Raw genomic sequence first — 25,487 nt, 5'->3', positions numbered from 1 at the left:
TTGTAGGAGCGGGTTTACCCGCGAAGCTTTTGGGGCTGACTCAATCCCGCTTGACCAGCCCCGGCAGCTGCGCCCCCAGCTTCTGGTTGTTGAACGGCGCCCGAATGAACCCGCGCTGCCGCCCATCCGGCCCGACAATCGCCAGGTTACCGCTGTGATCCACGGTATACCCCGGCTTGCTGGTATCCGCAGGAATGAACGGAATGCTCAAGGCATTGGCCAGCTTCTGGGTATCCTCGATCGACCCCGCCACGCCGACAAAGTCCTTGTCGAAATAGCCCAGATACTGCTTCAGCTGGTTCGGCGTATCGCGGTTAGGGTCCACACTCACCAACACCACCTGCAGCCGGTCGACGGCATCCTTGGGCAGCTCGCTCTTCACCTGGCGCAGCTGGGCCAGAGTGGTCGGGCAGATATCCGGGCAGTAGGTGTAGCCAAAGAACAGCAGCGACCATTTGCCCTTGAGGGCATCCATCTGCACCGGCTGGCCGTCCTGGTTGGTCATGGTGACATCGGCCACGGCGCGGCTCTGCGGCAGCAGGATGATGCCCGCATCGATCAGCTCGGCAGGGTTGGGCTGGTCACGACCATTAAGCACCTTGTTGACGGTCAGGCCCATGATCAACGCGACCAGGGCAACGAGGATGAAGACGGTTTTCTGGGTTCGGGTCATAGGTTCAGCAACAGGTAGTGGTCAAGAAGCAACGCAATGAACAGCGCGAACAGGTAGCCGATAGAGTACTTGAAGGTGCCGATCGCTGCGTGCGGCCGGCTGCTACGGTACAACACCCAGGCCCAATGCAGGAAGCGCAGGCCCAAAGCCAGGGCACAGGCCAGGTACAGCGGGCCACTCATGTGGATGGCATACGGCAGCAGGCTCACTGCCAGCAAGATCAGGGTGTACAGCAGGATATGCAGCTTGGTGTAGTACTCGCCGTGGGTCACCGGCAACATCGGGATATCGGCCTTGGCGTATTCCTCCTTGCGGTGGATGGCCAGCGCCCAGAAATGCGGCGGGGTCCAGGCAAAAATGATCAGCACAAGCAGCAAGGGTTCGGCGCTGACATGGCCGCTTACCGCCACCCAGCCGAGCAACGGTGGAGCGGCGCCGGCCAGGCCACCGATGACGATGTTCTGGGGCGTGGCGCGCTTGAGAAAGCCAGTGTAGAGCACCGCATAACCGAGTAATGAGGCCAGGGTCAGCCAAGCGGTGAGGGCGTTGGTGAACACCAGCAGCAGGACCATGCCTAACAGGGCCAAGGCCAAAGCGAACAACAGCGCCGGCAGGGGCTCGACTCGGCCTTGGGCCAAAGGCCGTTTGTGGGTGCGCGCCATCAGCGCATCGATGCGCCGATCCACCACATGATTGACCACCGCCGCGCCACCCGCGCACAGGCCGATACCCAGGTTGCCAAACAACAGCACGCTCCAGCTGACGCCCGCCCGGGTGGCCAGGAACATGCCCGCCAGCGAGGTGATCAGCATCAGCACCACCACCTTGGGCTTGGTCAGCTCAAGGTAATCGCGCCAGCGAGCCCGTCGTACGCTTAGAAGCGTCGCCACGAGTCGTTCCTCATATGATGGGAAATGCCCACCCCGACCACGGGCCGCAGACGCCAGCCATGGCCGACGCCCACTCGAACCTTGTCGACCACTCGAATGCGGTAGTTCACCAGCACCATGCTCAGCAGCAGCATCGCCCCGCCGGCATTGTGCGCAACAGCCACCGCCAGCGGCAGGTGGAACACCACATTGCTGATGCCCAGGCCCACTTGCAGGGCCAGCGCCAGCAGCACCAGCCGTGCCAGGCCGGGGAGACCACAGCGGTGCAGCTTCCAGCTGAGCATCAGTAGCACGCAGGTCACCAGCAGCGCGCCCAGCCTGTGGCTGATGTGGATGGCCGTACGCGCATCACTGTCCAGCTGCCCGCCAAGGTAATTGGGCCCGACGTGTTGGGTCAGGTGGAAGCCGTTGCTGAAGTCCGCCGCTGGCCACCACTGGCCATGGCAAGTCGGCAGGTCGATGCAGGCCACGGCGGCGTAGTTGGCGCTGACCCAACCGCCCAAGGCGATCTGGCCGATTACCACCAGTAGCGCCAACGCCGCGATTCGGCGCAGGCTCAGCGGCAGTTTCGGCAAGGGCGCAAAGGCCCGGGACAGACGCAGAGACAACAGGAACAGCAAGCTCAACGTGGTAAAGCCACCCAGCAAGTGCGCCGTGACCACCTGCGGCCATAGCTTCAGGGTGACGGTCCACATACCGAAGGCTGCCTGGGCCAGCACCACACCCAGTAGCAGCATGGGCAGGCGATAAGGCTGCCCATCGCGGGCATGCCGGCGCACTGCCTGAAAGGCGAGCAGGGCGATCACCACGGCCAGGCTACCGGCGAAATAGCGGTGGACCATTTCGGCCCAGCCCTTGGCAGCCTCCACCGGGTGCTCAGGAAAGTGCAGCTCGGCATGGGCCAACTGCGCGTCGCTCTTGGGCACGCTGATAAAGCCATAGCACCCTGGCCAGTCGGGGCAACCGAGGCCGGCGTGGGTCAGGCGGGTATAGGCACCGAGCAGGACGACCAGCAGTGCCAGCAGGGTGGCGAACACAGCAAGGCGAAATCCAGGTCTGGCCATGGCAGGCTCCTAGCCGATATTGGACAGCTTGAGCAGGTGGCGCAGGTCATCCAGCACATGCTTGCCGTTGACCTTGCCGTCATAGCGCAGCACCAGGTTGCCGTGCGGGTCGACGATCCACAGCTGCGGGCCGGGCTCGACAACCTTCTGCTGGTAACGTTGCGCATCCAGCGGGTAGCGCTGCAACTGCGGGTACTCGCGGCCGAGCAGTGCCTGGTAGTCGGCACTCAGCGGCTGGGCGGCGGCCAGCGCGTGGCTGGCGCGGCTGGCATCACGCCCCAGCCCGACCTGAATCTGCCGAGCCAGGTACACCAGGCGCTGACAGTCTTCGGTGCAAGCCTGGGGTGCGCTGACCAGCAACTGCCAGCGATTGTCCTGCCCTGCCACGCCGAGATCGGCACGGCTTTCCCCATTGCCAATCATGGCACCATGGTAGCTGCGGCCTTCCGGCACCCAGAATTTGAGCTTGTACATGCTGGTGGCCAGAACCATCGGCCCAAGCACCACCAGCAGGATAAGCAACAGCTGCAAACGCCCACGGGCTCTGGGTTTGCTACGTTCATGCGCGTCCAGTGGAGTGGCGGTGGCCATGGCGTTTCTCCTTGTTTTGGTGCCAGCCGAAGAAGAGGTAGAGCAGAACCAGAGCGGTCGCCAGGGCAAACCACTGCACGGCGTAACCCACGTGTTTTTCGGGGCTCATGGCGACAACCGGCCAGTCCAGGCGATAGCTCGCCGGGCCCGGCTCCAGGCGCAATTCCTGGGCGAAGCCTTCGCGATCAAGCTGTTGCCATAGCAGCGCGGCATCGATAGCGGTCAACAGATGTGGCCATTGCCCGCCGATGGGGTCCGGGTGCAGCTGGAAGGTGCTGCCAGGCGCGACATACACAGAGGCATCCAGCGCCAAGGCCTGCGCAGGGGTTTCGAAGTGCACCGGCAGCCGGCGGTCCTGCCATGGCAGCCAGCCACGATTGATCAGCAACCACAGGCCGCTGGCTTGGTCGTGGAAGGGCTGCAGCAGCTCGACACCGGCTTTGCCGTCGCGCATGCGGTTGTCCAGCAGCACGCTGTGCTCGGCGTCGAAGCGGCCATACAAATGCACGCGGCGGAAGGCGTTGTCTTCTTTCGAGAGGAGCTGGGCGGTGGTGATCGGCGCTTCAATCCGCCGTTCTGCATAAGTGGCCAGCAGCACGCGCTTTTCCTCGGCACGGCCGAGTTGCCAGCAACCAAGCGCAATCAGCCCCGGCAGCAGCGCAAGCACTACCAGCGTCGGTACCCAGCCTGGGCGAAACGGCCTCACGGGCGCCTCGCTATACTTATCCACATCACCGCATCCCCCCGGAGTAACATCATGCTCAAGGCCGCGATTGTCCTGATGCTGTTGGCCACCATTGCCAGCCTGTTCAGTGGCCTGGTGTTTCTGGTCAAAGATGATGAAAACTCGACCCGTCTGCTCAAGGCCCTGACCGTACGGGTGACCCTGGCAGCCCTGACCATAGGCCTGGTCGCCTGGGGTTTGATCAGCGGTCAACTGGTCTCTCACGCCCCTTTCTGAAGTTCTCACCCGCCCCTACAGCGTTCTCGTATTCACAACACATAAACAAAGATGAACAACCCCACCCACACCACATCGACGAAGTGCCAGTACCAACTGGCCGCCTCGAAGCCGAAGTGTTTTTCCGGGTTGAAATGTCCGCGCAGAATGCGCACGAACATCACAATCAGAATGATCGTGCCCAATGTCACGTGGGCACCGTGGAAGCCGGTAAGCATGAAAAACGTCGCACCGTAGATCCCTGAGCCCAGTGTCAGCCCCAGCTTGGTATAGGCCTCGTGGTACTCGAAGGCCTGTAGCGCGATAAAGCTGATGCCCAGGACAATGGTCAACGCCATCCAGAATTTCAGTGGGCCGCGGTGGTCACGCCGCAAGGCGTGATGGGCAATGGTGATTGTCACACTGGAACTGACCAGCAGGATGGTGTTGATCAGCGGCAAGTGCCACGGGTCGATCACTTCCTTGGGCGGCGGGAACAGCTTGGGGTCGGGGGTGTGCAGCAGCGGCCAGGTGAATTCGAAGGTTGGCCACAGCATGTGCGCAACACCTTTTGCCCCTTCGCCACCCAGCCACGGCCCCGCCAGTACGCGCACATAGAACAGCGCACCGAAGAAGGCCAGGAAGAACATCACTTCAGAGAAGATGAACCAGCTCATGCCCCAGCGGAACGAGCGATCCAGCTGCGGGCTGTACAACCCGGCGCGGCTCTCCTTGACCACTGCCCCAAACCAGCCGAACAGCATGTAGGCCAGAAACAACGCACCCACAAAGAAAATCAGCGGCCCGTGCGAATCCGGGTGGCCCGCCTTCATGTCGTTGAACCAGGTGCCCAGGCCAAACACCGTGATGAACATGCCGATGGTGGCGATGATCGGCCATTTGCTCTGCGCCGGAACGTAGTAGTGCTCATGACTTGCCATTGCTGTTCTCCTTCCCTTAACGGGCGCCCTGGACGTCCTGCGCCGCAACGTGCGCGACCGGCGGGTGGCGAGCGGTGATGTCGAACAAGGTGTAGGCCAGTGTCAGTTGCTTCACGCTGGCCGGCAGGTCGCGGTCGACGATGAAGCGCACCGGCATCTCGATGCGTTCGCCGGGCTGCAGCACCTGCTGGGTAAAGCAGAAGCACTCGGTCTTGTGGAAGTAGGCCGCGGCCTCGGCCGGGGTAATGCTGGGTATTGCCTGCGCACTCATCGGCCGGTCGGTCGGGTTGTGGGCAATGAAAATCATCTGGTTCACCGCCCCCGGGTTGACCTCCAGCTGGTCGGCAGTGGAGTAGAAGTCCCAGACCATGTCGCTGGCATTGGTCGACATGAACTGCACCCGCACCGCACGCGTCGGGTCGCTGACCTGGCTACCTTCGTACTGGCCGCCGGTCTTGCCGTTGATACCGAAGGCTTTGCACATCACGTCGTAGATCGGCACCAGCGCGAAGCCGAAGGCGAACATCACCACCGTCAGCATCAGCAGGCGCGTTACCAGGCGTTTCAGCGACAGGCCGTTCATGGCAGGTTCCTATTTCACTTCCGGGGGTGTCTGGAAGGTGTGGTAGGGCGCAGGTGAGGGTATCGACCACTCAAGGCCCTCGGCGCCATCCCAGGGTTTGGCCGGTGCCGGCGCGCCACCGCGAATGCACTTGATGACAATGAATAGGAAGAAGATCTGCGTGGCACCGAACATGAACGCGCCGATCGACGACACCATGTTGAAATCGGCGAACTGCAGGTTGTAGTCGGGAATGCGCCGTGGCATGCCGGCCAAACCTACGAAGTGCATGGGGAAGAAGGCCATGTTCATGCCGATGAACGACAGCCAGAAATGCAGTTTGCCGAGGGTTTCGTCGTACATGTGGCCGGTCCATTTCGGCAGCCAGTAGTAGGCCGAGGCGAAGATGCCGAAAATTGCACCAGGCACCAGTACGTAGTGGAAATGCGCCACCACGAAGTAAGTGTCGTGGTACTGGAAGTCCGCCGGGGCGATCGCCAGCATCAGCCCGGAGAAACCGCCGATGGTGAACAGGATGACAAAGGCGATGGCGAACAGCATCGGCGTTTCGAAGGTGAGCGAACCTTCCCACATGGTGCTGACCCAGTTGAATACCTTCACCCCGGTGGGCACGGCAATCAGCATGGTGGCGTACATGAAGAACAATTCGCCGACCACCGGGATGCCTACCACGAACATATGGTGGGCCCAGACGATGAATGACAGGAAGGCGATGGCGCCGGTGGCGTACACCATCGAGGTGTAACCGAACAGCGGCTTGCGCGAGAACGCCGGGATGATCGAGCTGACCGCACCGAAGGCGGGCAGGATCATGATGTAAACCTCAGGGTGACCGAAGAACCAGAACACATGCTGGAACAGCACCGGGTCACCGCCACCTGCGGCACTGAAAAAGCTGGTACCGAAGTGGATGTCCATCAGCATCATGGTTACCACGCCGGCCAGCACCGGCATCACCGCAATCAGCAGGAACGCGGTAATCAACCAGGTCCAGACGAACAGCGGCATTTTCATCAGGGTCATGCCGGGGGCACGCAGGTTGAGGATGGTGGCAATCACGTTGATCGCCCCCATGATCGAACTGATACCCATCAGGTGGATGGCGAAGATGAAGAAGGTGACGCTGGCTGGCGCATAGGTGGTGGAAAGCGGCGCGTAGAACGTCCAGCCAAAGTTCGGCCCTCCGCCCGGGCTGAACAAGGTTGATACCAGCAGCAGGAAGGCCGCCGGCAGCAGCCAGAAGCTGAAGTTGTTCATCCGTGGCAGTGCCATGTCAGGTGCGCCGATCATCAGCGGGATCATCCAGTTGGCCAGGCCGACGAAGGCTGGCATCACCGCGCCGAACACCATGATCAGGCCATGCATGGTGGTCATCTGGTTGAAGAACGCCGGCTCCACGATCTGCAATCCCGGCTGGAAAAGCTCGGCGCGGATCACCATGGCAAACGAGCCACCGAGCAGGAACATGATGAAACTGAACCACAGGTACATCGTGCCGATGTCTTTGTGGTTGGTGGTCAGTACCCAGCGCATCAGGCCCTTGGCCGGGCCGTGCGCATGGTCCTGGCCGTGGGCGTGGTCGTCGATCACTGCACTCATGTCCTGTCTCCTGCAATCCAATGATTGCCGCGAGTAACCCGGTTCACTTGGCTTCTGCCTGCTTCAGCGCCAGCACGTCCTTCGGCGTGACCATATCGCCTTTGTTGTTGCCCCAGGCGTTGCGCTCGTAGGTGACCACAGCGGCGATGTCGACTTCCGACAGCTGCTTGCCGAAAGCGGCCATGGCCGTGCCGGGCTTGCCATGGAAGACAATGCTCAAGTGGTCTTCCTTGGGCCCGGTGGCAATCTTCGAGCCTTTGAGCGCCGGGAACATTGGCGGCAGGCCCTGGCCTTCGGCCTGGTGACAGGCCACGCAGGTGGTGTGGTAGATCTTGTCGCCTCGTTCCACCAGCTCGTTCAGGGTCCATTCCTTGCTGGTCAGCTCCTTGAGCTTGGCGGCTTCAGCCTTGCGCTCGCCCAGCCAGGTCTCGTAATCGGCCTTGGACTTGACGTCGACCACCACCGGCATGAAGCCGTGGTCCTTGCCGCACAGCTCGGTGCACTGACCACGGTAGATGCCGGGCTTTTCGATACGGGTCCAGGCTTCGTTGACGAAGCCCGGGATGGCGTCGCGCTTGACCGCGAAGGCCGGCACCCACCAGGAGTGGATCACGTCGGCAGCGGTGACCAGAAAGCGCACTTTCGCGCCCACCGGCAGCACCAGCGGCTGGTCGACTTCCAGCAGGTAATGCTCATCCTTGGGCGCCTTGTTGTGGATCTGGTCGGCAGGGGTAGCCAGGTTGCTGAAGAACTCGACGTCCTGGCCCAGGTACTTGTAATGCCATTTCCACTGGTACCCAGTGACCTGGATGTCGATGTCCGAGTCACTGGCATCGTAGATGTCGATCAGCGTCTTGGTGGCCGGGATAGCCATGGCCACCAGAATCAGGAAGGGGACTACGGTCCAGAGGATTTCCACCCAGGTGTGCTCGTGGAAATGCGCAGCCTGCTGGCCAGTGGAGCGGCGGTGGATGACCATCGACCAGAACATCGCGCCAAACACCACGATGCCAATGATCACGCAGATCCAGAAGATGGTCATGTGCAGGTCGAAGACGGCGTTGGAAACTTCCGTCGCCCCTGGGTGCATGTTCACGGTCCAGGCGGCGTTCGCCTGACCAAAAACCGACCACAACAGGAGGCCCATCCAGACATGTGGATGTCGCATCATTGCGGGTTCCCCTTCTAATTCTTGTTGTCCCGGAGGCGTGGCCTGCGGCAAGAGGGAACGGCGGTCAAGACTGCCTGGCTTCGACGACCGAGCCCCTGCTAAAAGCAGTCGGGCCTCATCAACGAATCACGTTCAACGGGAGTATAGACAGCGACCAATGGCACGCAATGACGCCTGTGAAATGAACTTCACGAAATGGCCAGAACGCCTGAAAACCGCGCGCTTGAGAGTTCATGGCAAAATGGTGGCATTCGGTTATGCCAGAGATAGCACACGTTTGCGTGGTTTATAACAAATACGTCTTAGGTATTCTGTATACCGAGCTAATTTAGTGTCTTCCGTTTGAAACGTAATGTCCCTGGAGTTGTCATGAACATCGCTGCTGTACGCGAGCAGGTAAGCCAAGCCCATCAACATGAAGGCCAGACCGGCCAATTGAAACAGCGTCTCGAGTTGCAACTGCCCCACCTGCACCCCTCGATCCAACTGCCTGAGCAGGACGCCCAGGGTACTTTGGCGCGCTTCGTCAGCGCCTACATCGATCAGGTTCCGGAACTGTTGGAGGCCGCCCACGAGGTCGCTCGCGAAGCCGGCATCGAAGCCCAGATCAAACCGGTACTGAAAATTGCCGAGGCCTACTTCCTTCAGCCGCCCAGTGTGATGCAAGGGCATGTGGGCCTGGACTGCCTACTGGATGAGGCCTACCTGGCGCACCGCTTGGTGGAAGAGGTGAATGACTTGTACATCCGCCACTTCCAGCAGCCGTTGATCCCGGTCGACACCACGGTGGCCAACCTGATTGCCCACCAGTTGATTGGCGAAAGCTTTGCCAACCAGCTGGATGAAGTGGTGCACCACTCGGTTGACGAAATGCTCAATGACGAAAGCTTTGCGGTGGAATCGGTGGAGGCTTACCGCGAAAAGCTAAGCAGCCCGGAAACCGGCGCGGCGTGGAAGCGCTGGCCATGCCTGTCGCGCCAGCTGGGTGTGGAGCTGGGTCAGCCGGCCTGATTGTCCTGTCCCGGCCCATTCGCGGGTGAACCCGCTCCTACAACGGCCTGTGCCGAACCACCGAAGCGTGCCCGGTGTAGGAGCGGCCTTGCCCGCGAATGGGCCGGGCCTGCTAACCAATTTCCACCCGCCGTTCACCGCTGCCGCTGCCATCGTATTCGCGGGTGAACCCGCTCCTTACACTGGGGCTAGGCCCCAACCCCCGCCGTGGTCCGCAAGCGCCCCTCGATCCGCCGCTTCAGGCGCCGCTGCTCTATCCGCAACCGTGATCCATTGGCAGAATTGCTGCGGCTCCAGTCCTCCAGCAACTCAAGGCACGAGTGGTCGATATAACTCAGGTTACCCAGCGGGACGTGCAACGTGGTGCCCGCCGGAACGCTATCAAGCACCTGGGTCAACGCCGGCACCTTGAGGAACGTCGCCGCACCGCTGAGCCGCAGCTCCATATGTCCCGGCTTCTCCAGGCTGACCAGGTTGATCTTCAGCCGCGCAGCCTTGAACGCCAGTTTCAGCAAGGTCAGGGCAAAGCCAAGCAGTACCCCAGTCAACAGGTCGGTAAAGATGATCGCCAGCGCCGTCGCCGCATAGGTGAACATCGGCATGCGGCCATAACGGCCTAGCCCACGAAACGCTTTGAAGTCGACCAGCTTGATCCCGGTAAACACCAGCACACCCGCCAGGCTCGCTACCGGTATCTGTTGCAGCACGCTACTAAGCGCCACCACGAACGCCAACAGCCATAGGCCATGGAAAATCGCCGAGGCCCGGGTCTGCGCTCCGGCCTGGACATTGGCCGAACTGCGCACGATCACCCCGGTCATCGGCAAGGCGCCCAGCACCCCGCAAAGCATGTTGCCAATGCCTTGGGCTGAAAGCTCACGGTCAAAATCCGAGCGCTGACCACTGTGCATGCGATCGACCGCTGCAGCCGACAGCAGGGTTTCGGCGCTGGCGATGAAAGCCAGGGCAAAGGCGGCGACCAGCAGAGCAGGGTCAGCCAGTTGCATCAGGTCACCCGGGCGAATCCAGTCAATGGCCTCGGTCAGGTCTGCCGGCACTTGCACGCGGTTTACCGGCAGGACCAGCCACATGCTGATGGCGGTCATGCTTGCCACGCCGAGCAGGGCACCCGGGACAAAGCGCAGCCGCTGCGGCCGAAGGCGCTCCCAACCCCACATGATGGCGATGGTCCCCAGGCCAAGCGCACCGGCCATCCAGCCTGAGCCAACACCCTCCTGTGACAGGGCTGCCGCCACGGTTGCCGGGAACTCCAGCAGGTTCTGCAGGCCTGACGGTTGCGGCGCCGTGTCGAACATCACATGCACCTGAGACAGCACGATCAACACGCCAATCCCCGCCAGCATGCCGTACACCACCGCCGGCGCAGTGACGCGGAACCAGCAGCCCAGGCGCAGGCGCCCGGCCAGTAACTGCAGCAAGCCGGCCAACAGCAGGATCGGCCCAAGCATGGCCATGCCGTGCTGGCGTACCAGCTCGAACACCAGTACCGCCAGACCGGCAGCGGGGCCGCTGACCTGTAGCGGCGATCCGGCAAGGAACCCGACGACAATGCCGCCGATAATCCCAGTAATCAGGCCTTTCGCCGGTGGCATGCCCGAGGCGATCGCAATGCCCATGCACAACGGCAGGGCCACCAGGAAGACCACCACCGACGCCAACAACTCACGCGGCAGGGCCGCTTTCAACTGTGTAATGTTCACCGTGTTTCTCCTTTCTCTAGTCGCACGGCCATTCCCCTGGCCGTGGGCACGTTTGCCCCTGACAAGCGCGCAGGCGCGGGCCGCCAGCGAGCACGCCGGCAGGGCAGTCAGGGAATTCAAGGCAGCCGAAGGCCGCGCCACACCCCTGTAGGGTGCAGCCGGCTATCAAGGTTCTAGCGGCGGACGGGTCGCTTAGTAGCGGCCTCTCGGAGTGGCGCAGGGAACGGGTTCACCAGCGGCCAAGGGCAGGAAGCTGTCGCTGGCGGCGTCGTAGGCTTCGATCTTGCTGGTCTCGATGTCGTACACCCAACCATGAATGAACAGCTCACCGGCCGCCAGGCGCGAAGCCACCGAAGGATGGGTGCGCAAGTGATGCAACTGGGCGATGACGTTCTCTTTGGTCAGCACTTGCATCGTCTCGTGCTCGCTGCCGCAGGAGCAGTTGTTCTCGACCACGGTGCGGGCTACTTCAGCGTGGCGCAGCCAGGCGCCAACGGTAGGCATCTTGGTCAGCGACTGCGGGTTGAGTACCGCACGCATGGCGCCGCAGTCGGAGTGGCCACAGATGATGATGTGGTGCACTTTAAGCGCCATTACGGCGTACTCGATGGCGCTGGAAACGCCCCCGTTCATCTGGCCATAAGGCGGTACCACGTTACCCACGTTACGGGTTACGAACAGGTCGCCTGGCGAGCTTTGGGTGATCAGCTCGGGAACGATGCGCGAATCGGCACAGGTGATGAACATGGCGCGTGGTGTTTGCGCGGTGGCGAGCTTCTTGAACAGCTCTTGCTGATCAGGGAAAACATCATGGTGAAAGCGCAGGAAGCCGTCGACGATGTGCTTAAGGGCAGCATCGGCGCTTTCCGCGGGGACCTGCGGTACGACCTTGGATGGGTCCTTGACGGGCATGATTCATCCTCTTGACGGTGTGTAGGTAAATCCATTTTACCGGTGAAAGATTCAGGCTATGCAGGGTTTTAGATGACACGCACGGGCCATAGATCACAGTCGGTGTGGACTTATTACCTACGCTAGCGGGGAAAACTTAACTGAAACTTAATTAGAAGGCTCTAGAACGGGCGTTCCAGAGAAAAAGGCGGGAGTTGGATAATAGCAAAAAAACATCAGTTGCCAATATGTATTAGCGCAATTATTGGTTGTTATTAGTAGCGTTGTGAGCAATGCGCAGCCCTTGTGTGAGCGGGATCAAGTCAGAACAGCGTCATCTGCCCACCCGGCGGGCAGAACGCCGAGCAATCCAGCGCCTGCGCCTCGCGCCCTTCGAAATCCAGCCGCTTCATTGCCTTGGCAAAGCGCTGCGCCAGCAACTCGGCAAACACCCCTTCACCACGCATGCGTACGCCGAACCGGCTGTCATACAGCGCGCCACTGCGGCTCTGGCGGATCAGGCTCAACACATGCGCCGCCCGCTGCGGGTAATGGTCCTGTAACCACTGCTCGAACAACGGCGCCACTTCCAGCGGCAGACGCAGCATCATGTAGGCCGCACTCTGTGCGCCAGCCTCCCTGGCCGCCTCCAGCAGGCGCTCCAGCTCACTGTCGTTGATCATTGGAATCATTGGCGAACACAAAACACCCACCGGTACGCCCGCTTCACGCAATACCCGGATGGCCCTCAACCTCGCACCGGGTGAGGCCGCTCGGGGTTCGAGCACGCGCTTGAGGCTGTCGTCCAGCGTGGTCAGGCTGATCATCACCCGTGCCAGGCGCTGGCGGGCCATCTCAGCCAGCAGGTCAAGGTCGCGCAGCACCAGTGAACCCTTGGTGACAATGGTCACTGGGTGACGAAAACGCAGTAACACTTCGAGCAAGCGCCGGGTCAGTAACTGTTCCCGCTCAATCGGCTGATACGGATCGGTGTTGGAGCCCAGATTGATCGGCGCGCACACGTAGCCCGGTTTGCTCAATTGCTGTGCCAGCACCTCGGCTGCGTTGGTCTTGGCTATCAGTTTGGTCTCGAAATCCAGGCCGGGAGAAAGGTCCCAGTAGGCGTGCGAGGGGCGGGCATAGCAGTAGATGCAGCCATGCTCGCAGCCACGGTAAGGGTTGATGGAGCGATCGAAAGGGAGGTCGGGTGAAGTGTTGCGGCTGATCACCGACTTGGCTGTCTCGATCCGCACCTCGGTGCCCTGGGTTTGCGGCACTTCCTGGTACCAGCCATCATCTTCCGCCACCGAATGACCAGGGGCAAAGCGGTTGTGTGGGTTGTGCGCCGTGCCACGGCCCTTGTGCGGTGCTGGAGGAATCATGGCTCACCTGCATACTGTATTCATATACAGTATCGTGCATGCCGGGATCTTTCCAGCACCTCTGGTCTGACTACTTCAGGCCATGCCAGCTGAGATACGCTGCCTGGCTCGATGGCCGCCCAAGAAACGCCTCGATGCCTTCACGTAACGGGCGCGATGCCCCTGGAGCGAACAGTGCTTCCTGCAGTGCCCGACCCGTGGCTTCGTTCAACAGGCCCTCGGCTTCGAAGCGGGTGAACAAATCGAAGGCATGCACATCCGACCACAGGTAGGCGTAGTAACCAGCATCGTAGCCGTTCACAAGGTGGTCGAAGGCATGCGCCGGATGTTCGAAATCAGCCAGCGGCCAGTAACCACAACGTTCGCGGGCATCACCCAATCGCTGTTCCAAGGACCTGCCATCGTTTGGTGTGCCATGCAGGTCCATGTCGAACAACGCCAGGCACAGATCACTCGCGATCTCCTCCACGCCCTGCTGTCGTAACTGCTGCAGGCACTCATCGGCTTGCTTGCGGGATAGTTGACGGCCGTCCTGCGTGCGCGCCGAGATCGCCACCAGATAGTCCGCGTCCCAGACCCAACGCTCGAACAGCTTGCCGAACAACTCCACACCATCGGTGCCCAGCTCGGTCACGTTGGACATGACGTGGTTCGTCGTACGTACCAGCAGGTGGTGCAAGGCATGGCCGAATTCATGGAAAAGCTTGCGCAGTGACAAATGATCGAGCAACGGCTGTAAACCTGACAGCGCTTGCGGCACATCACTGAACACCACCACCGAGGCTGCCTGGTAGATACCCTCTGCATCGACCCGACGATTCCTTACATAGGTGGTAAACACCGCGTCTGGCTGCTTGCCTGCGTGTTGCACGGCATCCAGATACAGAAAACCAATGAAAGCGCTGTCCTGCCACACCTCGAACGGCTGCACGCTGTCATCCCAAGCAGGCAGCGCTTTGGGCTGCAGCACTACACCAAACAACTTCTGCGCCAGTTGCTGCAACGCACTGACAACGGTATTCAGCGGGAAGTAATCGCGCAGCGCTTCGGCAGGAAACTCACTGCGCGAAGCACGCCGCAGGTACTCGAAATCCCAGGGCAGGGGTTTGCCCAGGCCCTGTTCGGCAGCCCCGCGCTCCACCTGCGAACGCCACCGCAACATGGCAGGTCGCACATGATCGGCCAGATCGTGAAGAAAGCCGCACACCTGGGCTACCGAACCCGCACTCTTCACCTGCAAGCTCTGCTCCAGATGGCCGGAATAACCGAGCAGGAGGGCCTTCGCCTCAAGCAACTGCGCCAGTTGCTGCAGATACGTGCCGTTGTCCTGTTGCGGATCATGGCTGACGCCGCGGGCGTGGAAAGCCCGGTACACACGCTCACGGAGCTGGCGGTTGCCAGCATGTTTGAGCACCTCACGAGTAGTCACCGTGTCACACGCAATCAACCACCCCTGCTTACCTGCTTGTTGTGCTCCTGCAGCCAATTCGTCGCGTACCCGCTGTGGTATGCCGCTCAGTTCGGCTTCATCGGTGATATTCAACCCAGGCCGGTTGATGTTGCTGCGGAACGCCTCGCGTGCGGTGCCAATCTGCGCCTGAAGGTTTGCCAGACGCGCCTTGCCTGCGGAGTCGAGTAACGCGCCGCCAGCGGCGAACTTGTCCAGATGCCAACGCAAGGTGGCGCGCTTCCCGGCATCCAGTTGTTTGCCGATGTCACTGCCGGCCAAGCGTTCATACAGCTCATGCAAGCCAGTGTTGGCGAACTTCTGTTCGAAGCATGCCGTCGCTCTGCCGTAGAAATCGATGATGGCGTTGGCCCAGGCCGTATCCCGGCCGACCAGTGGTGAAGCGGCATACAACACTGCCAGCAGCCGGCTATCCAGCCCATCCACCGCCAGCACCATGTCATCCCAGGTGGGCATGGTTCGTTGATCACGGATGATGCGTTCTACACCGTTCTCGTGTGCCAGCAGCACGTGAGCGAATGCCGCCTGCATGTTTTCGAGGGTGATGGATGAGTAATCGACGGGGATATGGCTATTTTGCAGAAGAGGGTTGGCCATGACGCACACCTTGCTGGTAGAAATGAGCAAGAGAGCTTGCATGGCCAACGTGCGCCAGGTGGCCTGACTATCTAACACCTGTCCATGCCTGCCCGGGCATTGCGCCCGGGTGGCATGACCGTATTACTCAGCCGGCTTTTTCAGCTTCGGATTTGGGAAGAACTGCACGGTCTGCACCTTGGCCGGCGCGGCTTTCGGCGCCAGGTGGTTGACCCGGGTGCCCAGTTCCTTCGGCACCGACAAGCCCTGCTCGTTGAGGGTGTCGGTAAAGCCGCAAGCCACACACTCACGGTGCGGTACACCGTCTTCGTTCCACATCATCAGCTTGTCGGGCTCGCTGCACGCCGGGCACACGGCACCGGCAATGAAGCGCTTCTTGGTCTTGTTCACAGCTACCTCACTCATGCTGCAGCGTCCTCGGTGAGACCACTGTGGCGCAGCAATGCATCGATGGAAGGCTCACGCCCACGGAAGTCGACGAACAGCTCCATCGGCTCGCGCGAACCCCCACGGGCCAGGATCGCCTCGCGGAAGGCGCGGCCGGTCTCGGCGTTCAGCACGCCTTCTTCCTCGAAGCGCGAGAAGGCGTCAGCCGACAGCACTTCGGCCCACTTGTAGCTGTAGTAGCCCGCCGCGTAACCGCCCGCGAAAATGTGCGCAAAGCTGTTGGGGAAGCGGTTGTAAGCCGGCGGGCGCATGACCGACACCTCGTCACGCACACCTTCGAGCACCTGCAATACGCTGCGGCCGTCGCCATGGCTGGCGTGCAGTTCGAAATCGAACAGCGAGAACTCCAGCTGGCGCACCATCATCATGCCCGACTGGAAGTTTTTCGCGGCCAGCATCTTGTCCAGCAGGTCCTGGGGCAGGGCGGCGCCGGTTTCGTAGTGACCCGAAATCAGTGCCAGGCCTTCCGGCTCCCAGCACCAGTTTTCCATGAACTGGCTTGGCAGCTCGACCGCATCCCAGGCCACGCCGTTGATGCCGGACACGCCGGCATGCTCGATGCGGGTCAGCATGTGGTGCAGGCCGTGACCGAACTCGTGGAACAGGGTGGTGACTTCATCGTGGGTCAGCAACGCGGGCTTGCCGGGCGCGGCCGGAGTGAAGTTGCACACCAGGTTGGCCACCGGGCTCTGCAGCTGGCCGCCGGCAGTGCGGCGACGGTCACGGGCGCCGTCCATCCAGGCGCCGCCACGCTTGTTGGCGCGGGCGTACAGGTCGAAGAAGAAACGGCCAACGTGCTGACCATTTTCCTTGATCTCGAACAGGCGTACGTCCGGGTGCCAACTGTCGAAGCCTTCAAGCTCGGCGATTTCGATGCCGTACAGGCGCTGCACGATGCTGAACAGGCCGCCCAGCACCTTGTCGATCGGGAAATAGGCGCGCAGGGCTTCCTGCGACACGCTGTAGCGCTGCTCGCGCAGCTTCTCACCAAAGTAGCCGGCATCCCAGCTGGCCAGCTCGGGACAGCCTTGTTCGGCAGCGTAGGCCTTGAGCTGTTGCAGGTCCTGGGCGGCGAACGGCTTGGAACGCTTGGCAAGGTCACGCAAGAAACTCAGCACCTGGTCGCTGGACTCGGCCATCTTGGTGGCCAGGCTCAGCTCTGCGTAGTTCTTGTAGCCCAGCAGTTCGGCCAGTTCCTGGCGCAGGTCGAGGATTTCGCGCATCACCGGGCCGTTGTCGAACTGGCCGGCATTCGGGCCCTGGTCGGAGGCGCGGGTGCAGTAGGCGGCGTATAGCTCTTCGCGCAGGGCGCGGTCGCTGGCGTAGGTCATCACCGCGTAGTAGCTGGGGAACTCGAGGGTGATCAACCAGCCGTCCAGGCCCTTGGCCTGGGCTGCAGCGGCCATCTGCGCCTTGGCCGAATCGGTCAGGCCGGCCAGCGCAGCTTCGTCGGTGACATGCTTGGTCCATGCCTGGGTGGCGTCGAGCAACTGATTGGAGAAACGGCTGCCCAGCTCGCTGAGCTTGCTCTGCACCTCGGCGTAACGCTGCTGCTTGTCCGCTGGCAGGTCGATACCCGACAGGCGGAAGTCACGCAGGGCGTGCTCGAGGATAGTCTTTTGCGCCACGTCGAAGCTGGCGGCCTCCGGGCTGTCGATCAGCGCCTGGTAGGCTTCGAACAGCGCGCGGTTCTGGCCCAGTTCGGTAGAGTAGGCACTCAGGGCTGGCAGGCAAGACTCGTAAGCCTCGCGCAGCTCGGCGCTGTTGCACACCGCATTGAGGTGGCTGACCGGGCTCCAGGCCGCGCCCAGGCGGTCGTTCAGTTCGTCCATGGCCAGCACCAGGCCGGCCCATGTAGGGTTCTTGCCCTGCTTTTCTAGGATCTCGGCAATGGCTTTACGGTTGTCGGCCAAGATCGCTTCGATCGCCGGCAACACGTGTTCGGCACGAATTTGCGAGAAGGGCGGCAGATCGTGGGATTGCAGAAGCGGGTTGTTCGCAGTCACGGTTTGGATACCTTGGCAGAAGAAACACTGCCCCATCTTAATTACAATCGACGCCGACCGCAGCAGGCAGCCTGCCTATCGGCACAGATGAGAGACGCTATCATGGCCATTCGCAGCTTCCAGCAACACACTCCGAAAGTTGGGCCCAGGGCCTTCGTCGACCGTTCGGCGGTGGTGCTGGGCGACGTGGAGATCGGTGAAGACAGTTCGGTCTGGCCGTTGACCGTGGTGCGCGGCGACATGCACCGCATCCGCATTGGCGCGCGCACCAGCGTGCAGGACGGCAGCGTGCTGCACATTACCCACGCGGGGCCTTTCAACCCGGACGGTTTCCCGCTGATCATCGGCGACGAAGTGACCATCGGGCACAAAGTGATGCTGCATGGCTGCACCTTGGGCAACCGCATCCTGGTGGGCATGGGCAGCACCATCATGGACGGTGCCATCGTCGAGGACGAAGTGATCATCGGCGCTGGCAGCCTGGTGCCGCCGGGCAAACGCCTGGTCAGTGGCTACCTGTACATGGGCAGCCCGGTGAAACAGGCCCGGCTGCTGAATGACAAGGAGCGCGCATTTTTCTCCTACAGCGCCGGCAACTACGTGAAGCTCAAGGACCAGCACCTGGCCGAAGGCTACGATCAACCTGAATGACCGCATTCGCGGGCGCGCCCGCTCCCACGGGTTCAGTGGAGCCATCAAGGCCTGCGCTGTACCTGTGGAAGCGGGCATGCCCGCGAAGAAGACCACGCAGCACTCAAGTGGAACCCTGTACATGCACCAGCAAAACATCCTCTTCGACCTCGACGGCACCCTGACCGACCCACGCCTGGGCATCACTCGCTCGATCCAGTACGCCCTGGCCAAACTGGGCATCGATGAACCGGACCTGGCCCGCCTCGAGCATTTCATCGGCCCACCCCTGCTGCAGGCTTTCATGCAGTTCTACAACTTCGACGAAGCCAAGGCCTGGGATGCGGTGAACTTCTACCGGGAGCGCTTCCGCGTGACCGGGCTGTACGAAAACCTGGTGTTCGCTGGCGTCCCCGAATTGCTCGAAGCCCTGAACGACCAGGGCCGCACGCTGTACATTGCCACGTCAAAACCGTGGGAGTTCGCCCGCGAAATCGCCCGGCACTTCGCCTTCGATCATCACTTCAAGGTGATCTACGGCAGTGAGCTGGACGGCACGCGCACCAACAAGGTCGAGCTGATTCGCCATTTGCTGGATGAAGAAGGGCTGGACCCTGCACAGACGCTGATGATCGGTGACCGCAAGCATGACCTGATCGGCGCGCGCAGCAACGGGCTGCAGGCAGTAGCGGTGGAGTACGGGTTTGGCAGCCGGGAAGAGTTGATGGCAGAGGAGCCTGCCTTCCACTTTGCCACCTTGGCCGAGATGCATCAGGCATTCCTCAAGGCGTGACGGCCCTGGGGGCTGCCTTGCGGCCCCCAGGATCTTACCGGCCAGCCATCAACCCCTGGAGCGCTGCCTTTCTCTCATCAATCGGCAAACGCCCCAATTGCTCGACTCGCTCATAAAACCGGGCCCAGTCACCATCAACCTCATGGAACAGCGCGGCAAACGCCGGCACCCACTGGTCATACAGCCCGAACGGCAACAACTTGGCATTATTCATCGGCCCATGCATCCAGGCGTCATAGCGTTTGTCCCCACCCCATTGGCCATCACGCAACTGCCGGTATTCCTGCCTTAACCGGTCGAACTCCGCCCGCTTGGCCAGCCGCTTGTGCGCATCATCCAAAGGCCCGTCATAAATGGCCTGCAATCGCTCACGACAGGCCAGCACCAGGCGGATGAACTGATCACGCTGCTGCTGCCTCCGCCCTGCGCCAACCGCCGCCAGCCCACGCGCCGCCCGCCATTGCCGCGTGCCCTCCTGCTCGACGAACGAGGCGAAGGATTCATTGAATTCGGTATCGTCCTGCACGTAGAAGCGCTGGTGGGCCAGTTCATGAAAGATCAACGTAGCCAGGCGCTCATCGCCCCAGCCCACCATCGACGACAGAATCGGGTCATCGAACCAACCCAGGGTCGAATAAGCTTCCACGCCGCCGACGTAAACATCCAGGCCATCCTGGCGCATCAACGCCGCCGCGCCCCGCGCCGCGCCTTGCTGGTAGTAGCCGCGGTACGCCACGCACCCGGCTATCGGAAAGCAGTGCGTTACCGGTTGCAACGACAACTCGGGCGTGGCGAACACATTCCACACCACGTAGGGGCGGCCAAGGTCGGCGTATACCCGGTAGCTGCGGTTGTCTGGCAGTTTCAATTGCTGGCTGGCAAACACCCGCGCCTGTTCGGCCTGTTGCAGGTGCGCGCGCAAAGGTGCAGGGGTAGCAGGGTCGGCCAATACCTGCTCTACAGGCTGCCGCGCCCGCAGCAACTGCCACTGGCCCTGGGCCAGCTGCCCATAGTAGGCGACATTGCTGCAACCGTTCAGCAGGAGCGCCGCAAGCAGCGGAACCAAACGGGTGAAAATGCGGTCGAGTGCCCCAAGGCCTGAGCGCTGCATAAGAAAAAGTCGAAGCATCCGGTACTGTCTGACTCGCTCAAGACCATTTCGCTCCAAGACTATCTCGCCAAGGGGGAGTTTCGCCATGCGTGCATTGTTGGTCGCCGGCTCACTGTTGTTGATCTCTGCCTGTTCAACATTGCCAGACCCAGACCCGAACCAGGCCTGGATCGACCTCACGCGCTACGACAACACCTCGCTGGACGCCGTGCAGGTAGATGAGCGTGACTGGGCTGACAGCCGCTATTTCGAGGTTCAACCCGGCAGCCACGAACTGACCGTGCGCTATCAGTTTCCGGTTAATCCCAGCAATATCGGCCCTGTCAATGAGCCACTGTGGCGCGATTGCCAGGTCAAGCTGACCTTCAAGGACTTCAGCGCCGGGCAGCGTTATCAACTGCAGGCTGGCAGCATTGGCTTCCGCCCTTGGATCAAACTCTACGACCACCAGCAAAAACTGCTGGGTCAAGGGCTGCCGGCGGGTTGTCAGCGCACCTGAACCGCACAAACGGCGCTATGCTTGTTACTTGTAAATCGCAAGTGGGAGTTTCGCCATGCGCCAGCCCATGATGCTGATCGCCCTCAGTACACTGGGGGCTTGCGCCAGCCCCTTGCCGCCAGTCGACCCGAAGCAGGCGTGGGTCGACCTGTACACCATGACTCCCGGCCGGGTGATCATGGCCGACCGCCTCGATGGCAAGCGCCTGGAGGATGGCCGTTACTTTCAGGTGACGCCGGGCAAGCACGAACTGGTGGTGCGCTTTGATTATGAAATCTACTCGGGCGGCATCATGTCAGAACCCAGGGACCGAACCTGTTACCTGACCGTACGCTTTGACAACTTCAAGGCCGGCGAGCGCTATCGCCTGGAGGCGCGAGCGCCAGTGATGGAGCCGCAGGTGCTGCTGTATGACGCCAACCGCAAGGTGGTGGTGAACGAGCCTAGCGAGGTGTTCTGCATACCGTGAATTCGGGGCTGCATTGCAGCCCCGAGCCCTGATGCTTATCGATCGTTCTTCTGATAGATGATCTTCTTCGTCCCGCCATCGCAGGTCCCGACGACCATGTTCTGGTCCTCGACCTCGCTGTTGGGCACGATCTCCAGCGTGTAGGACGTAACCCCTTGGGCCTGGATCTTGGCCTCGATCTCGGCTTTCAGCTCCTCGCATGGCTTGACGGCCGCCAGCGCAGACGTGGCGACAAGGGTAGCCAACACAGCGATAGCTACGCGAATCATGGAACGGCTCCTGGAAAGGGCAGTGGCGCTGCCGACGTTCTTTAGACTACAGCAAACCACTACCGTTGCACCGCTTCACCCCACTAACGCGGCATCCAGGCTGATCTTCGCATTCAAAACCTTGGACACCGGGCAGCCTTCCTTCGCCTTGTTGGCAATCTCCAGGAATTGAGCCTCGCTGGCCCCGGGTACCTTGGCCCTGAGCACCAGGTGCACGGCAGTAATGGCAAAACCGTCCGTTTGCTTGTCGAGCGTCACCTCTGCAGCCGTGTCGATCCGCTCTGCGGTAAGCCCCGCCTCGCCGAGCATCATTGATAGCGCCATCGAGAAACAACCGGCATGCGCCGCGCCGATCAGCTCCTCCGGGTTGGTACCGGGTGTGCCCTCGAAACGTGTATTGAAGCCATAAGGGTTCTGCTTGAGCGCGCCGCTTTCGGTAGAAAGCAGACCTTTCCCATCCTTCAGGCCACCTTGCCAGATCGCCGATGCTGTCTTTTTCATGATGCCTCCTGATCACTGGGTTGCTTGCCTACGGTTCAGAGGCCCGCCGCCTGCCGCAAGTTCAGAGCAATATGCTTGCAGGCATTGAATCCAACGAATGCGCCCATACAGAATCAAAAAGGCCTCTGGCCAATCATTCTTGCGGAGGCTCCATGACGCAGCTGCGTGACCTGAAGATTTCCACCCTGGACCTGGTGCCCGTGCGCGCCGACGCTGGCCCCGCGCAATCGCTGCGCAACTCGCTGGACCTGGCGCAGCATGTCGAGCGCTTTGGCTATAACCGTTTTTGGGTGGCCGAGCACCACAATATGGACGGCATCGCCAGTTCGGCGACTTCGGTGCTGATCGGCTACCTGGCCGGTGGGACCTCACGTATTCGCGTGGGCTCTGGTGGGGTAATGCTGCCCAACCATGCGCCGCTGGTAATTGCCGAGCAGTTCGGCACCTTGGCCAGCCTGTATCCGGGGCGTATCGACCTTGGCCTGGGCCGTGCGCCGGGTTCGGACCAAATGACCGCCTATGCCCTGCGACGCGAGCGCGCTGGCAGCCCGGATGACTTCCCGGACGATGTCGAGGAGCTTTCGCGCTACCTCGGGCCACGCACCGATGATCAAAAAGTGATCGCCGTACCCGGGCACGACACCGACGTGCCAATGTGGTTGCTGGGATCCAGCCTGTTCAGCGCCCAGCTGGCCGGCATGCGCGGCATGCCCTACGCCTTCGCCTCGCATTTCGCACCACGCTACATGCACGAGGCGATTCGCGTATATCGCAACCATTTCAGGCCCTCGACCACGCTGGATAAGCCGTATGTGATGCTGGGCATACCCATGGTGGTGGCGCAGACCGACGAGAAGGCCGAATACCTGGCAACCTCGGTCTACCAACGCATCCTGGCGCTGATTCGCGGACAGAGCCTGATGCAGAAGCCACCCGTGGAGAGCATGGATGGGCTGTGGTTGCCCCATGAGCGAGAGACGGTGGGCAGCTTCCTGGGGTTGGCCATGATTGGCAGCCCGCAGAAGGTAAAGGCCAAGGTAGAAGTGCTGCTGGACCAGACGGGTGCGGATGAACTGATCTTTACCTGTGACTTGTATGAACATGCGGACCGCATTCGGTCATATGAGCTGATGGCGCAGGCCCTCAAGACCGAGTGACCCTCGTCGCGGGCTCGCCCGTTTCCACAGGTTGACTGAAGCCTTCAAGGCCTGCGCTGTACCTGTGGGAGCGGGCAAGCCCGCGAATGAGCGGGGCCATCAGCCGCGGCGGTACACAATCTCCTTGGTGCCGGCCTCGCAGCTACCAATGACCTTGCCCGCCGGCTCGCCTTTTTTGACGATCTCCAGCTTGTAGCCAGTGACGCCCTTGGCATCCAGCTTGGCCGCAATTTCCGCCTTCAACTCCTCGCACGGTTTGCCCGCTGCCAGCGCACCACCGGCCAGGGTCATCAGGCCCAGCGCCAGAATCAGTTTTTTCATCACTCGCTTTCCTTGTGCAGATGAAATCAGAAGGGGACCCCACCAAGGCGCCCCGTTCCTGAATACCTCATCACGCCGAGATCATGCAGCCCGACGCTATATCAGCTATTGGCGATACGGAAGCCGACCTTCAGCGTGACCTGGAAGTGCGCCGCCTTGTTGTCACGGATATGGCCACGGGTATCGACCACTTCGAACCATTCCAGGTGCTTGATGCTTTTGCCGGCTTCAGCCAGAGCATTGTTGATGGCGTCTTCGATACTGGTGGGCGAAGACCCTACCAGTTCGATTTTCTTGTAGGTGTGATGATCGGTCATGAGTGCTCTCCATGGGTGACAGTGAGTTTCAGCCTAGCAGCGCAGGCCTGGTTTACCTGCGAGCAGTCACTGTCAGCGAAAGTTCGATCGCACTTTCTCGCAGGCCAAGGGTCGCAATCCTTAGAGCCCATACTGCAAAGGAGAGTCAACATGCACCGTAACTCGCTGCGTAAAACGTCCCTGGAAAGCATGGAAGCAGAGATCGAGAGCCTTCTGAAAAGCTTGGAAAACCTCAAGCATGATGCATCGGAAGAGTCCCAGAAGTCGGTGAAGGCAATCCGCAGCAACGCTGAAAGCGCACTGCGTCATTCGCGCAGCCTACTGAGCGATGCGTACGAGGAAGTGAAGCAGCGCACCCGCCAGACCGGCATAGCCACCCGGGACTACGCCCAGGAACACCCCTACACAACCGCTGGTGTGGCCATTGGTGCGTTGGGCCTGCTGGCGGCCTACCTGATGTGCAAGCGAAACTAAGCGCCCTGCCGCGCAAGTTCCGCCCGTAACCACTGCGCCAACTGCTCGGCGCGCCCGTCTGCGGCGCGCCGTGGCACCCACAATGCCAGCGCCGCCTGGGTAGGTGAAAACCCCCACGGCGCACTCAAACGGCCCGCCCGCAGGTCATCGGCGACCAGTGGCTGCGGTGCAATCGCAACGCCCAATCCGGCCACGGCAGCTTCCAGCAGGTAATACAGGTGCTCGAAGGCCTGGCCATAGTGAATGGCCGCCGGGTCCAGGCCCTGTTGCATCGCCCAGGTCGGCCAGGCTTGCGGGCGTGAAGTGGTGTGCAGCAAGGCTTCGCCCAGCAGTGCCTCGGCGGGCGCCCCCCGCAAGCGCTGGAAGCCTGCGAAATGCGGGCTGAGCACCGGTCCGATACATTCCTCGGCCAGCACATGCACCTGCATATCCGCCGGCCACGGTGGCTCGGCATACACCAGCAACGCATCCAGCCCAGGCCGCCGCGGGTCAAGGTCGCCCTCACCCGCCGACAGATGCAAGCGCAGCTCAGGCAAATCCGCCTGCAACCGCCCCAGCCGCGGGATAAACCAGCGTGCCAGCAGGCTGCCCGAGCAGCCCAGCACGAACGGCGCCTCGCTCACATCACGGCTGAGTTCGGAACACACGCTGCGCAGCCGGTCGAAGGCCTCACCGCTGGCATCGCGCAGACGAACGCCTGCATCTGTGAGTTTGATGCCGCGCCCGTCCTTGACGAACAGGGCGACGCCCAGATGCTCCTCAAGCACCTTGATCTGCCGGCTGACGGCGCCGTGGGTGACGTGCAGCGCTTCAGCTGCCTGGCTGACACTGTTCAGCCTGGCTGTAGCCTCGAAGGCACGCAGGGCATTGAGGGGAGGGAGGTCGTGGGCCATTTTACCTGTGAGTTTTTCTGACAAGTTTGCGCAATCTTATCGGTTTTCAGCCGAGCTTGCCGTGGTTAGAGTAAAGCC

At 61.4% G+C, this 25,487-nt stretch carries 29 protein-coding genes; 8 read left to right on the top strand and 21 right to left on the bottom strand.

What is annotated here, in order from left to right; all coding sequences use genetic code 11:
• Positions 1-40: 40 nt before the first annotated feature.
• The 5 genes from AC3B5Q_RS00330 to AC3B5Q_RS00310 are packed head-to-tail and all read right to left on the bottom strand — an operon-like array spanning position 41 to position 3,924.
• Positions 41-673 carry an SCO family protein gene (locus tag AC3B5Q_RS00330; protein WP_021784590.1) on the bottom strand — a complete coding sequence of 211 codons (633 nt, stop codon included), beginning with the start codon at positions 671-673 and terminating at the stop codon, positions 41-43.
• Positions 670-1,563, bottom strand: a complete 894-nt coding sequence (gene cyoE, locus AC3B5Q_RS00325) for a heme o synthase (protein WP_274102802.1) — start codon at positions 1,561-1,563, stop codon at positions 670-672. The genes AC3B5Q_RS00330 and cyoE overlap by 4 nt, the downstream gene beginning before the upstream one ends.
• On the bottom strand, positions 1,548-2,627 hold the full coding sequence (locus AC3B5Q_RS00320; RefSeq protein ID WP_021784588.1) for a COX15/CtaA family protein: 1,080 nt from the start codon (positions 2,625-2,627) through the stop codon (positions 1,548-1,550). Before AC3B5Q_RS00320 ends, cyoE begins: the two co-directional genes overlap by 16 nt.
• Before the next feature lie 9 nt (positions 2,628-2,636).
• Positions 2,637-3,218: a PA_0111/PP_0108 family redox-active disulfide protein gene (locus tag AC3B5Q_RS00315; RefSeq protein WP_021784587.1), complete on the bottom strand. Its 582-nt coding sequence runs from the start codon at positions 3,216-3,218 to the stop codon at positions 2,637-2,639.
• Complete coding sequence (locus tag AC3B5Q_RS00310) at positions 3,187-3,924, bottom strand: SURF1 family protein (RefSeq protein WP_028697690.1); 738 nt, start codon at positions 3,922-3,924, stop codon at positions 3,187-3,189. Before AC3B5Q_RS00310 ends, AC3B5Q_RS00315 begins: the two co-directional genes overlap by 32 nt.
• Before the next feature lie 51 nt (positions 3,925-3,975).
• On the opposite strand from AC3B5Q_RS00310, the gene AC3B5Q_RS00305 reads away from it, so the two are divergent.
• Positions 3,976-4,179 (top strand): twin transmembrane helix small protein, encoded by a 204-nt coding sequence (locus AC3B5Q_RS00305; RefSeq protein ID WP_003253030.1) that lies wholly within the window; start codon positions 3,976-3,978, stop codon positions 4,177-4,179.
• Between the two features lie 32 nt (positions 4,180-4,211).
• Here the strand turns inward: AC3B5Q_RS00305 and AC3B5Q_RS00300 are convergent, their stop codons facing one another.
• The 4 genes from AC3B5Q_RS00300 to coxB are packed head-to-tail and all read right to left on the bottom strand — an operon-like array spanning position 4,212 to position 8,452.
• Positions 4,212-5,099 carry a cytochrome c oxidase subunit 3 gene (locus AC3B5Q_RS00300; protein ID WP_020191170.1) on the bottom strand — a complete coding sequence of 296 codons (888 nt, stop codon included), beginning with the start codon at positions 5,097-5,099 and terminating at the stop codon, positions 4,212-4,214.
• A 16-nt stretch (positions 5,100-5,115) separates the two neighbouring features.
• Positions 5,116-5,682, bottom strand: coding sequence for a cytochrome c oxidase assembly protein (locus tag AC3B5Q_RS00295; RefSeq protein ID WP_021784585.1), 567 nt, complete (start codon positions 5,680-5,682; stop codon positions 5,116-5,118).
• A 9-nt stretch (positions 5,683-5,691) separates the two neighbouring features.
• Positions 5,692-7,281, bottom strand: a complete 1,590-nt coding sequence (ctaD, locus tag AC3B5Q_RS00290) for a cytochrome c oxidase subunit I (RefSeq protein WP_021784584.1) — start codon at positions 7,279-7,281, stop codon at positions 5,692-5,694.
• 43 nt (positions 7,282-7,324) lie between these two features.
• A complete protein-coding gene (coxB, locus tag AC3B5Q_RS00285) occupies positions 7,325-8,452 on the bottom strand; it encodes a cytochrome c oxidase subunit II (protein ID WP_103443604.1) in 1,128 nt (375 codons plus the stop codon).
• Between the two features lie 369 nt (positions 8,453-8,821).
• Between coxB and AC3B5Q_RS00280 the strand changes: the two genes are divergently transcribed.
• Complete coding sequence (locus AC3B5Q_RS00280; RefSeq protein WP_028697691.1) at positions 8,822-9,463, top strand: hypothetical protein; 642 nt, start codon at positions 8,822-8,824, stop codon at positions 9,461-9,463.
• Between the two features lie 188 nt (positions 9,464-9,651).
• Here the strand turns inward: AC3B5Q_RS00280 and AC3B5Q_RS00275 are convergent, their stop codons facing one another.
• The 6 genes from AC3B5Q_RS00275 to prlC form a co-directional block, all read right to left on the bottom strand.
• Entirely contained in the window at positions 9,652-11,184 is a 1,533-nt protein-coding gene (locus AC3B5Q_RS00275) for a SulP family inorganic anion transporter (RefSeq protein WP_021784581.1), read from the bottom strand.
• Positions 11,185-11,376: 192 nt separating this feature from the next.
• The gene (locus tag AC3B5Q_RS00270) at positions 11,377-12,096 is read right to left on the bottom strand and encodes a carbonic anhydrase (protein ID WP_003253046.1); all 720 of its coding nucleotides are present in this window, start codon (positions 12,094-12,096) and stop codon (positions 11,377-11,379) included.
• Positions 12,097-12,398: 302 nt separating this feature from the next.
• A complete protein-coding gene (locus AC3B5Q_RS00265) occupies positions 12,399-13,457 on the bottom strand; it encodes a PA0069 family radical SAM protein (RefSeq protein ID WP_488392788.1) in 1,059 nt (352 codons plus the stop codon).
• A 70-nt stretch (positions 13,458-13,527) separates the two neighbouring features.
• A complete protein-coding gene (locus AC3B5Q_RS00260) occupies positions 13,528-15,522 on the bottom strand; it encodes a M3 family metallopeptidase (protein WP_488392787.1) in 1,995 nt (664 codons plus the stop codon).
• A 123-nt stretch (positions 15,523-15,645) separates the two neighbouring features.
• The gene (locus tag AC3B5Q_RS00255) at positions 15,646-15,927 is read right to left on the bottom strand and encodes a YheV family putative zinc ribbon protein (RefSeq protein WP_010951500.1); all 282 of its coding nucleotides are present in this window, start codon (positions 15,925-15,927) and stop codon (positions 15,646-15,648) included.
• Positions 15,924-18,011: an oligopeptidase A gene (gene prlC / locus AC3B5Q_RS00250; RefSeq protein WP_488392786.1), complete on the bottom strand. Its 2,088-nt coding sequence runs from the start codon at positions 18,009-18,011 to the stop codon at positions 15,924-15,926. The genes AC3B5Q_RS00255 and prlC overlap by 4 nt, the downstream gene beginning before the upstream one ends.
• Positions 18,012-18,077: 66 nt before the next feature.
• On the opposite strand from prlC, the gene AC3B5Q_RS00245 reads away from it, so the two are divergent.
• Together AC3B5Q_RS00245 and AC3B5Q_RS00240 are read left to right on the top strand one after the other, a co-directional pair.
• On the top strand, positions 18,078-18,626 hold the full coding sequence (locus AC3B5Q_RS00245) for a gamma carbonic anhydrase family protein (RefSeq protein ID WP_004575263.1): 549 nt from the start codon (positions 18,078-18,080) through the stop codon (positions 18,624-18,626).
• Between the two features lie 121 nt (positions 18,627-18,747).
• A complete protein-coding gene (locus tag AC3B5Q_RS00240; protein ID WP_275967245.1) occupies positions 18,748-19,398 on the top strand; it encodes an HAD family hydrolase in 651 nt (216 codons plus the stop codon).
• 34 nt (positions 19,399-19,432) lie between these two features.
• On the opposite strand, the gene AC3B5Q_RS00235 is transcribed toward AC3B5Q_RS00240, so the two are convergent.
• The gene (locus AC3B5Q_RS00235) at positions 19,433-20,509 is read right to left on the bottom strand and encodes an aminopeptidase (RefSeq protein ID WP_488392785.1); all 1,077 of its coding nucleotides are present in this window, start codon (positions 20,507-20,509) and stop codon (positions 19,433-19,435) included.
• Positions 20,510-20,594: 85 nt separating this feature from the next.
• On the opposite strand from AC3B5Q_RS00235, the gene AC3B5Q_RS00230 reads away from it, so the two are divergent.
• Positions 20,595-21,008, top strand: coding sequence for a PA0061/PA0062 family lipoprotein (locus tag AC3B5Q_RS00230; protein ID WP_488392784.1), 414 nt, complete (start codon positions 20,595-20,597; stop codon positions 21,006-21,008).
• A 55-nt stretch (positions 21,009-21,063) separates the two neighbouring features.
• Positions 21,064-21,477 carry a PA0061/PA0062 family lipoprotein gene (locus AC3B5Q_RS00225; RefSeq protein WP_021784573.1) on the top strand — a complete coding sequence of 138 codons (414 nt, stop codon included), beginning with the start codon at positions 21,064-21,066 and terminating at the stop codon, positions 21,475-21,477.
• A gap of 35 nt (positions 21,478-21,512) precedes the next feature.
• On the opposite strand, the gene AC3B5Q_RS00220 is transcribed toward AC3B5Q_RS00225, so the two are convergent.
• Both AC3B5Q_RS00220 and AC3B5Q_RS00215 read right to left on the bottom strand, forming a co-directional pair.
• On the bottom strand, positions 21,513-21,746 hold the full coding sequence (locus AC3B5Q_RS00220; protein ID WP_021784572.1) for a DUF1161 domain-containing protein: 234 nt from the start codon (positions 21,744-21,746) through the stop codon (positions 21,513-21,515).
• Positions 21,747-21,821: 75 nt separating this feature from the next.
• Positions 21,822-22,247, bottom strand: coding sequence for an OsmC family protein (locus tag AC3B5Q_RS00215; protein ID WP_392520808.1), 426 nt, complete (start codon positions 22,245-22,247; stop codon positions 21,822-21,824).
• Between the two features lie 152 nt (positions 22,248-22,399).
• Between AC3B5Q_RS00215 and AC3B5Q_RS00210 the strand changes: the two genes are divergently transcribed.
• Positions 22,400-23,404: an LLM class flavin-dependent oxidoreductase gene (locus AC3B5Q_RS00210; protein ID WP_021784570.1), complete on the top strand. Its 1,005-nt coding sequence runs from the start codon at positions 22,400-22,402 to the stop codon at positions 23,402-23,404.
• A 99-nt stretch (positions 23,405-23,503) separates the two neighbouring features.
• On the opposite strand, the gene AC3B5Q_RS00205 is transcribed toward AC3B5Q_RS00210, so the two are convergent.
• Together AC3B5Q_RS00205 and AC3B5Q_RS00200 are read right to left on the bottom strand one after the other, a co-directional pair.
• Positions 23,504-23,725 (bottom strand): DUF1161 domain-containing protein, encoded by a 222-nt coding sequence (locus AC3B5Q_RS00205; protein ID WP_021784569.1) that lies wholly within the window; start codon positions 23,723-23,725, stop codon positions 23,504-23,506.
• A gap of 101 nt (positions 23,726-23,826) precedes the next feature.
• The gene (locus AC3B5Q_RS00200) at positions 23,827-24,042 is read right to left on the bottom strand and encodes a dodecin (protein ID WP_012269893.1); all 216 of its coding nucleotides are present in this window, start codon (positions 24,040-24,042) and stop codon (positions 23,827-23,829) included.
• A gap of 150 nt (positions 24,043-24,192) precedes the next feature.
• On the opposite strand from AC3B5Q_RS00200, the gene AC3B5Q_RS00195 reads away from it, so the two are divergent.
• On the top strand, positions 24,193-24,516 hold the full coding sequence (locus AC3B5Q_RS00195; protein WP_016712811.1) for an ElaB/YgaM/YqjD family protein: 324 nt from the start codon (positions 24,193-24,195) through the stop codon (positions 24,514-24,516).
• Here the strand turns inward: AC3B5Q_RS00195 and AC3B5Q_RS00190 are convergent.
• Positions 24,513-25,409: a LysR family transcriptional regulator gene (locus AC3B5Q_RS00190; RefSeq protein ID WP_392520807.1), complete on the bottom strand. Its 897-nt coding sequence runs from the start codon at positions 25,407-25,409 to the stop codon at positions 24,513-24,515. The genes AC3B5Q_RS00195 and AC3B5Q_RS00190 overlap by 4 nt on opposite strands.
• Between the last annotated feature and the right edge of the window lie 78 nt (positions 25,410-25,487).

This window comes from Pseudomonas sp. D5(2026), assembly GCF_057766845.1.
Note: the sequence above shows the minus strand (reverse complement) of the source record. Positions and strands in the feature narration are given on the sequence as shown.

Coding starts and splice junctions, on each gene's coding strand:
- AC3B5Q_RS00280 (WP_028697691.1), top strand. CDS start 8,822: ATGAACATCGCTGCTGTACGCGAGCAGGTAAGCCAAGCCCATCAACAT.
- AC3B5Q_RS00230 (WP_488392784.1), top strand. CDS start 20,595: ATGCGTGCATTGTTGGTCGCCGGCTCACTGTTGTTGATCTCTGCCTGT.
- AC3B5Q_RS00215 (WP_392520808.1), bottom strand. CDS start 22,247: ATGAAAAAGACAGCATCGGCGATCTGGCAAGGTGGCCTGAAGGATGGG.
- AC3B5Q_RS00200 (WP_012269893.1), bottom strand. CDS start 24,042: ATGACCGATCATCACACCTACAAGAAAATCGAACTGGTAGGGTCTTCG.
- ctaD (WP_021784584.1), bottom strand. CDS start 7,281: ATGAGTGCAGTGATCGACGACCACGCCCACGGCCAGGACCATGCGCAC.
- AC3B5Q_RS00225 (WP_021784573.1), top strand. CDS start 21,064: ATGCGCCAGCCCATGATGCTGATCGCCCTCAGTACACTGGGGGCTTGC.
- AC3B5Q_RS00315 (WP_021784587.1), bottom strand. CDS start 3,218: ATGGCCACCGCCACTCCACTGGACGCGCATGAACGTAGCAAACCCAGA.
- AC3B5Q_RS00300 (WP_020191170.1), bottom strand. CDS start 5,099: ATGGCAAGTCATGAGCACTACTACGTTCCGGCGCAGAGCAAATGGCCG.
- prlC (WP_488392786.1), bottom strand. CDS start 18,011: ATGGGGCAGTGTTTCTTCTGCCAAGGTATCCAAACCGTGACTGCGAAC.
- AC3B5Q_RS00210 (WP_021784570.1), top strand. CDS start 22,400: ATGACGCAGCTGCGTGACCTGAAGATTTCCACCCTGGACCTGGTGCCC.
- AC3B5Q_RS00265 (WP_488392788.1), bottom strand. CDS start 13,457: ATGATTCCTCCAGCACCGCACAAGGGCCGTGGCACGGCGCACAACCCA.
- AC3B5Q_RS00220 (WP_021784572.1), bottom strand. CDS start 21,746: ATGATTCGCGTAGCTATCGCTGTGTTGGCTACCCTTGTCGCCACGTCT.
- AC3B5Q_RS00295 (WP_021784585.1), bottom strand. CDS start 5,682: ATGAACGGCCTGTCGCTGAAACGCCTGGTAACGCGCCTGCTGATGCTG.
- AC3B5Q_RS00235 (WP_488392785.1), bottom strand. CDS start 20,509: ATGCAGCGCTCAGGCCTTGGGGCACTCGACCGCATTTTCACCCGTTTG.
- AC3B5Q_RS00320 (WP_021784588.1), bottom strand. CDS start 2,627: ATGGCCAGACCTGGATTTCGCCTTGCTGTGTTCGCCACCCTGCTGGCA.
- AC3B5Q_RS00255 (WP_010951500.1), bottom strand. CDS start 15,927: ATGAGTGAGGTAGCTGTGAACAAGACCAAGAAGCGCTTCATTGCCGGT.
- AC3B5Q_RS00240 (WP_275967245.1), top strand. CDS start 18,748: ATGCACCAGCAAAACATCCTCTTCGACCTCGACGGCACCCTGACCGAC.
- AC3B5Q_RS00260 (WP_488392787.1), bottom strand. CDS start 15,522: ATGGCCAACCCTCTTCTGCAAAATAGCCATATCCCCGTCGATTACTCA.
- AC3B5Q_RS00195 (WP_016712811.1), top strand. CDS start 24,193: ATGCACCGTAACTCGCTGCGTAAAACGTCCCTGGAAAGCATGGAAGCA.
- AC3B5Q_RS00190 (WP_392520807.1), bottom strand. CDS start 25,409: ATGGCCCACGACCTCCCTCCCCTCAATGCCCTGCGTGCCTTCGAGGCT.
- AC3B5Q_RS00205 (WP_021784569.1), bottom strand. CDS start 23,725: ATGAAAAAACTGATTCTGGCGCTGGGCCTGATGACCCTGGCCGGTGGT.
- AC3B5Q_RS00330 (WP_021784590.1), bottom strand. CDS start 673: ATGACCCGAACCCAGAAAACCGTCTTCATCCTCGTTGCCCTGGTCGCG.
- AC3B5Q_RS00305 (WP_003253030.1), top strand. CDS start 3,976: ATGCTCAAGGCCGCGATTGTCCTGATGCTGTTGGCCACCATTGCCAGC.
- AC3B5Q_RS00270 (WP_003253046.1), bottom strand. CDS start 12,096: ATGCCCGTCAAGGACCCATCCAAGGTCGTACCGCAGGTCCCCGCGGAA.
- coxB (WP_103443604.1), bottom strand. CDS start 8,452: ATGATGCGACATCCACATGTCTGGATGGGCCTCCTGTTGTGGTCGGTT.
- AC3B5Q_RS00245 (WP_004575263.1), top strand. CDS start 18,078: ATGGCCATTCGCAGCTTCCAGCAACACACTCCGAAAGTTGGGCCCAGG.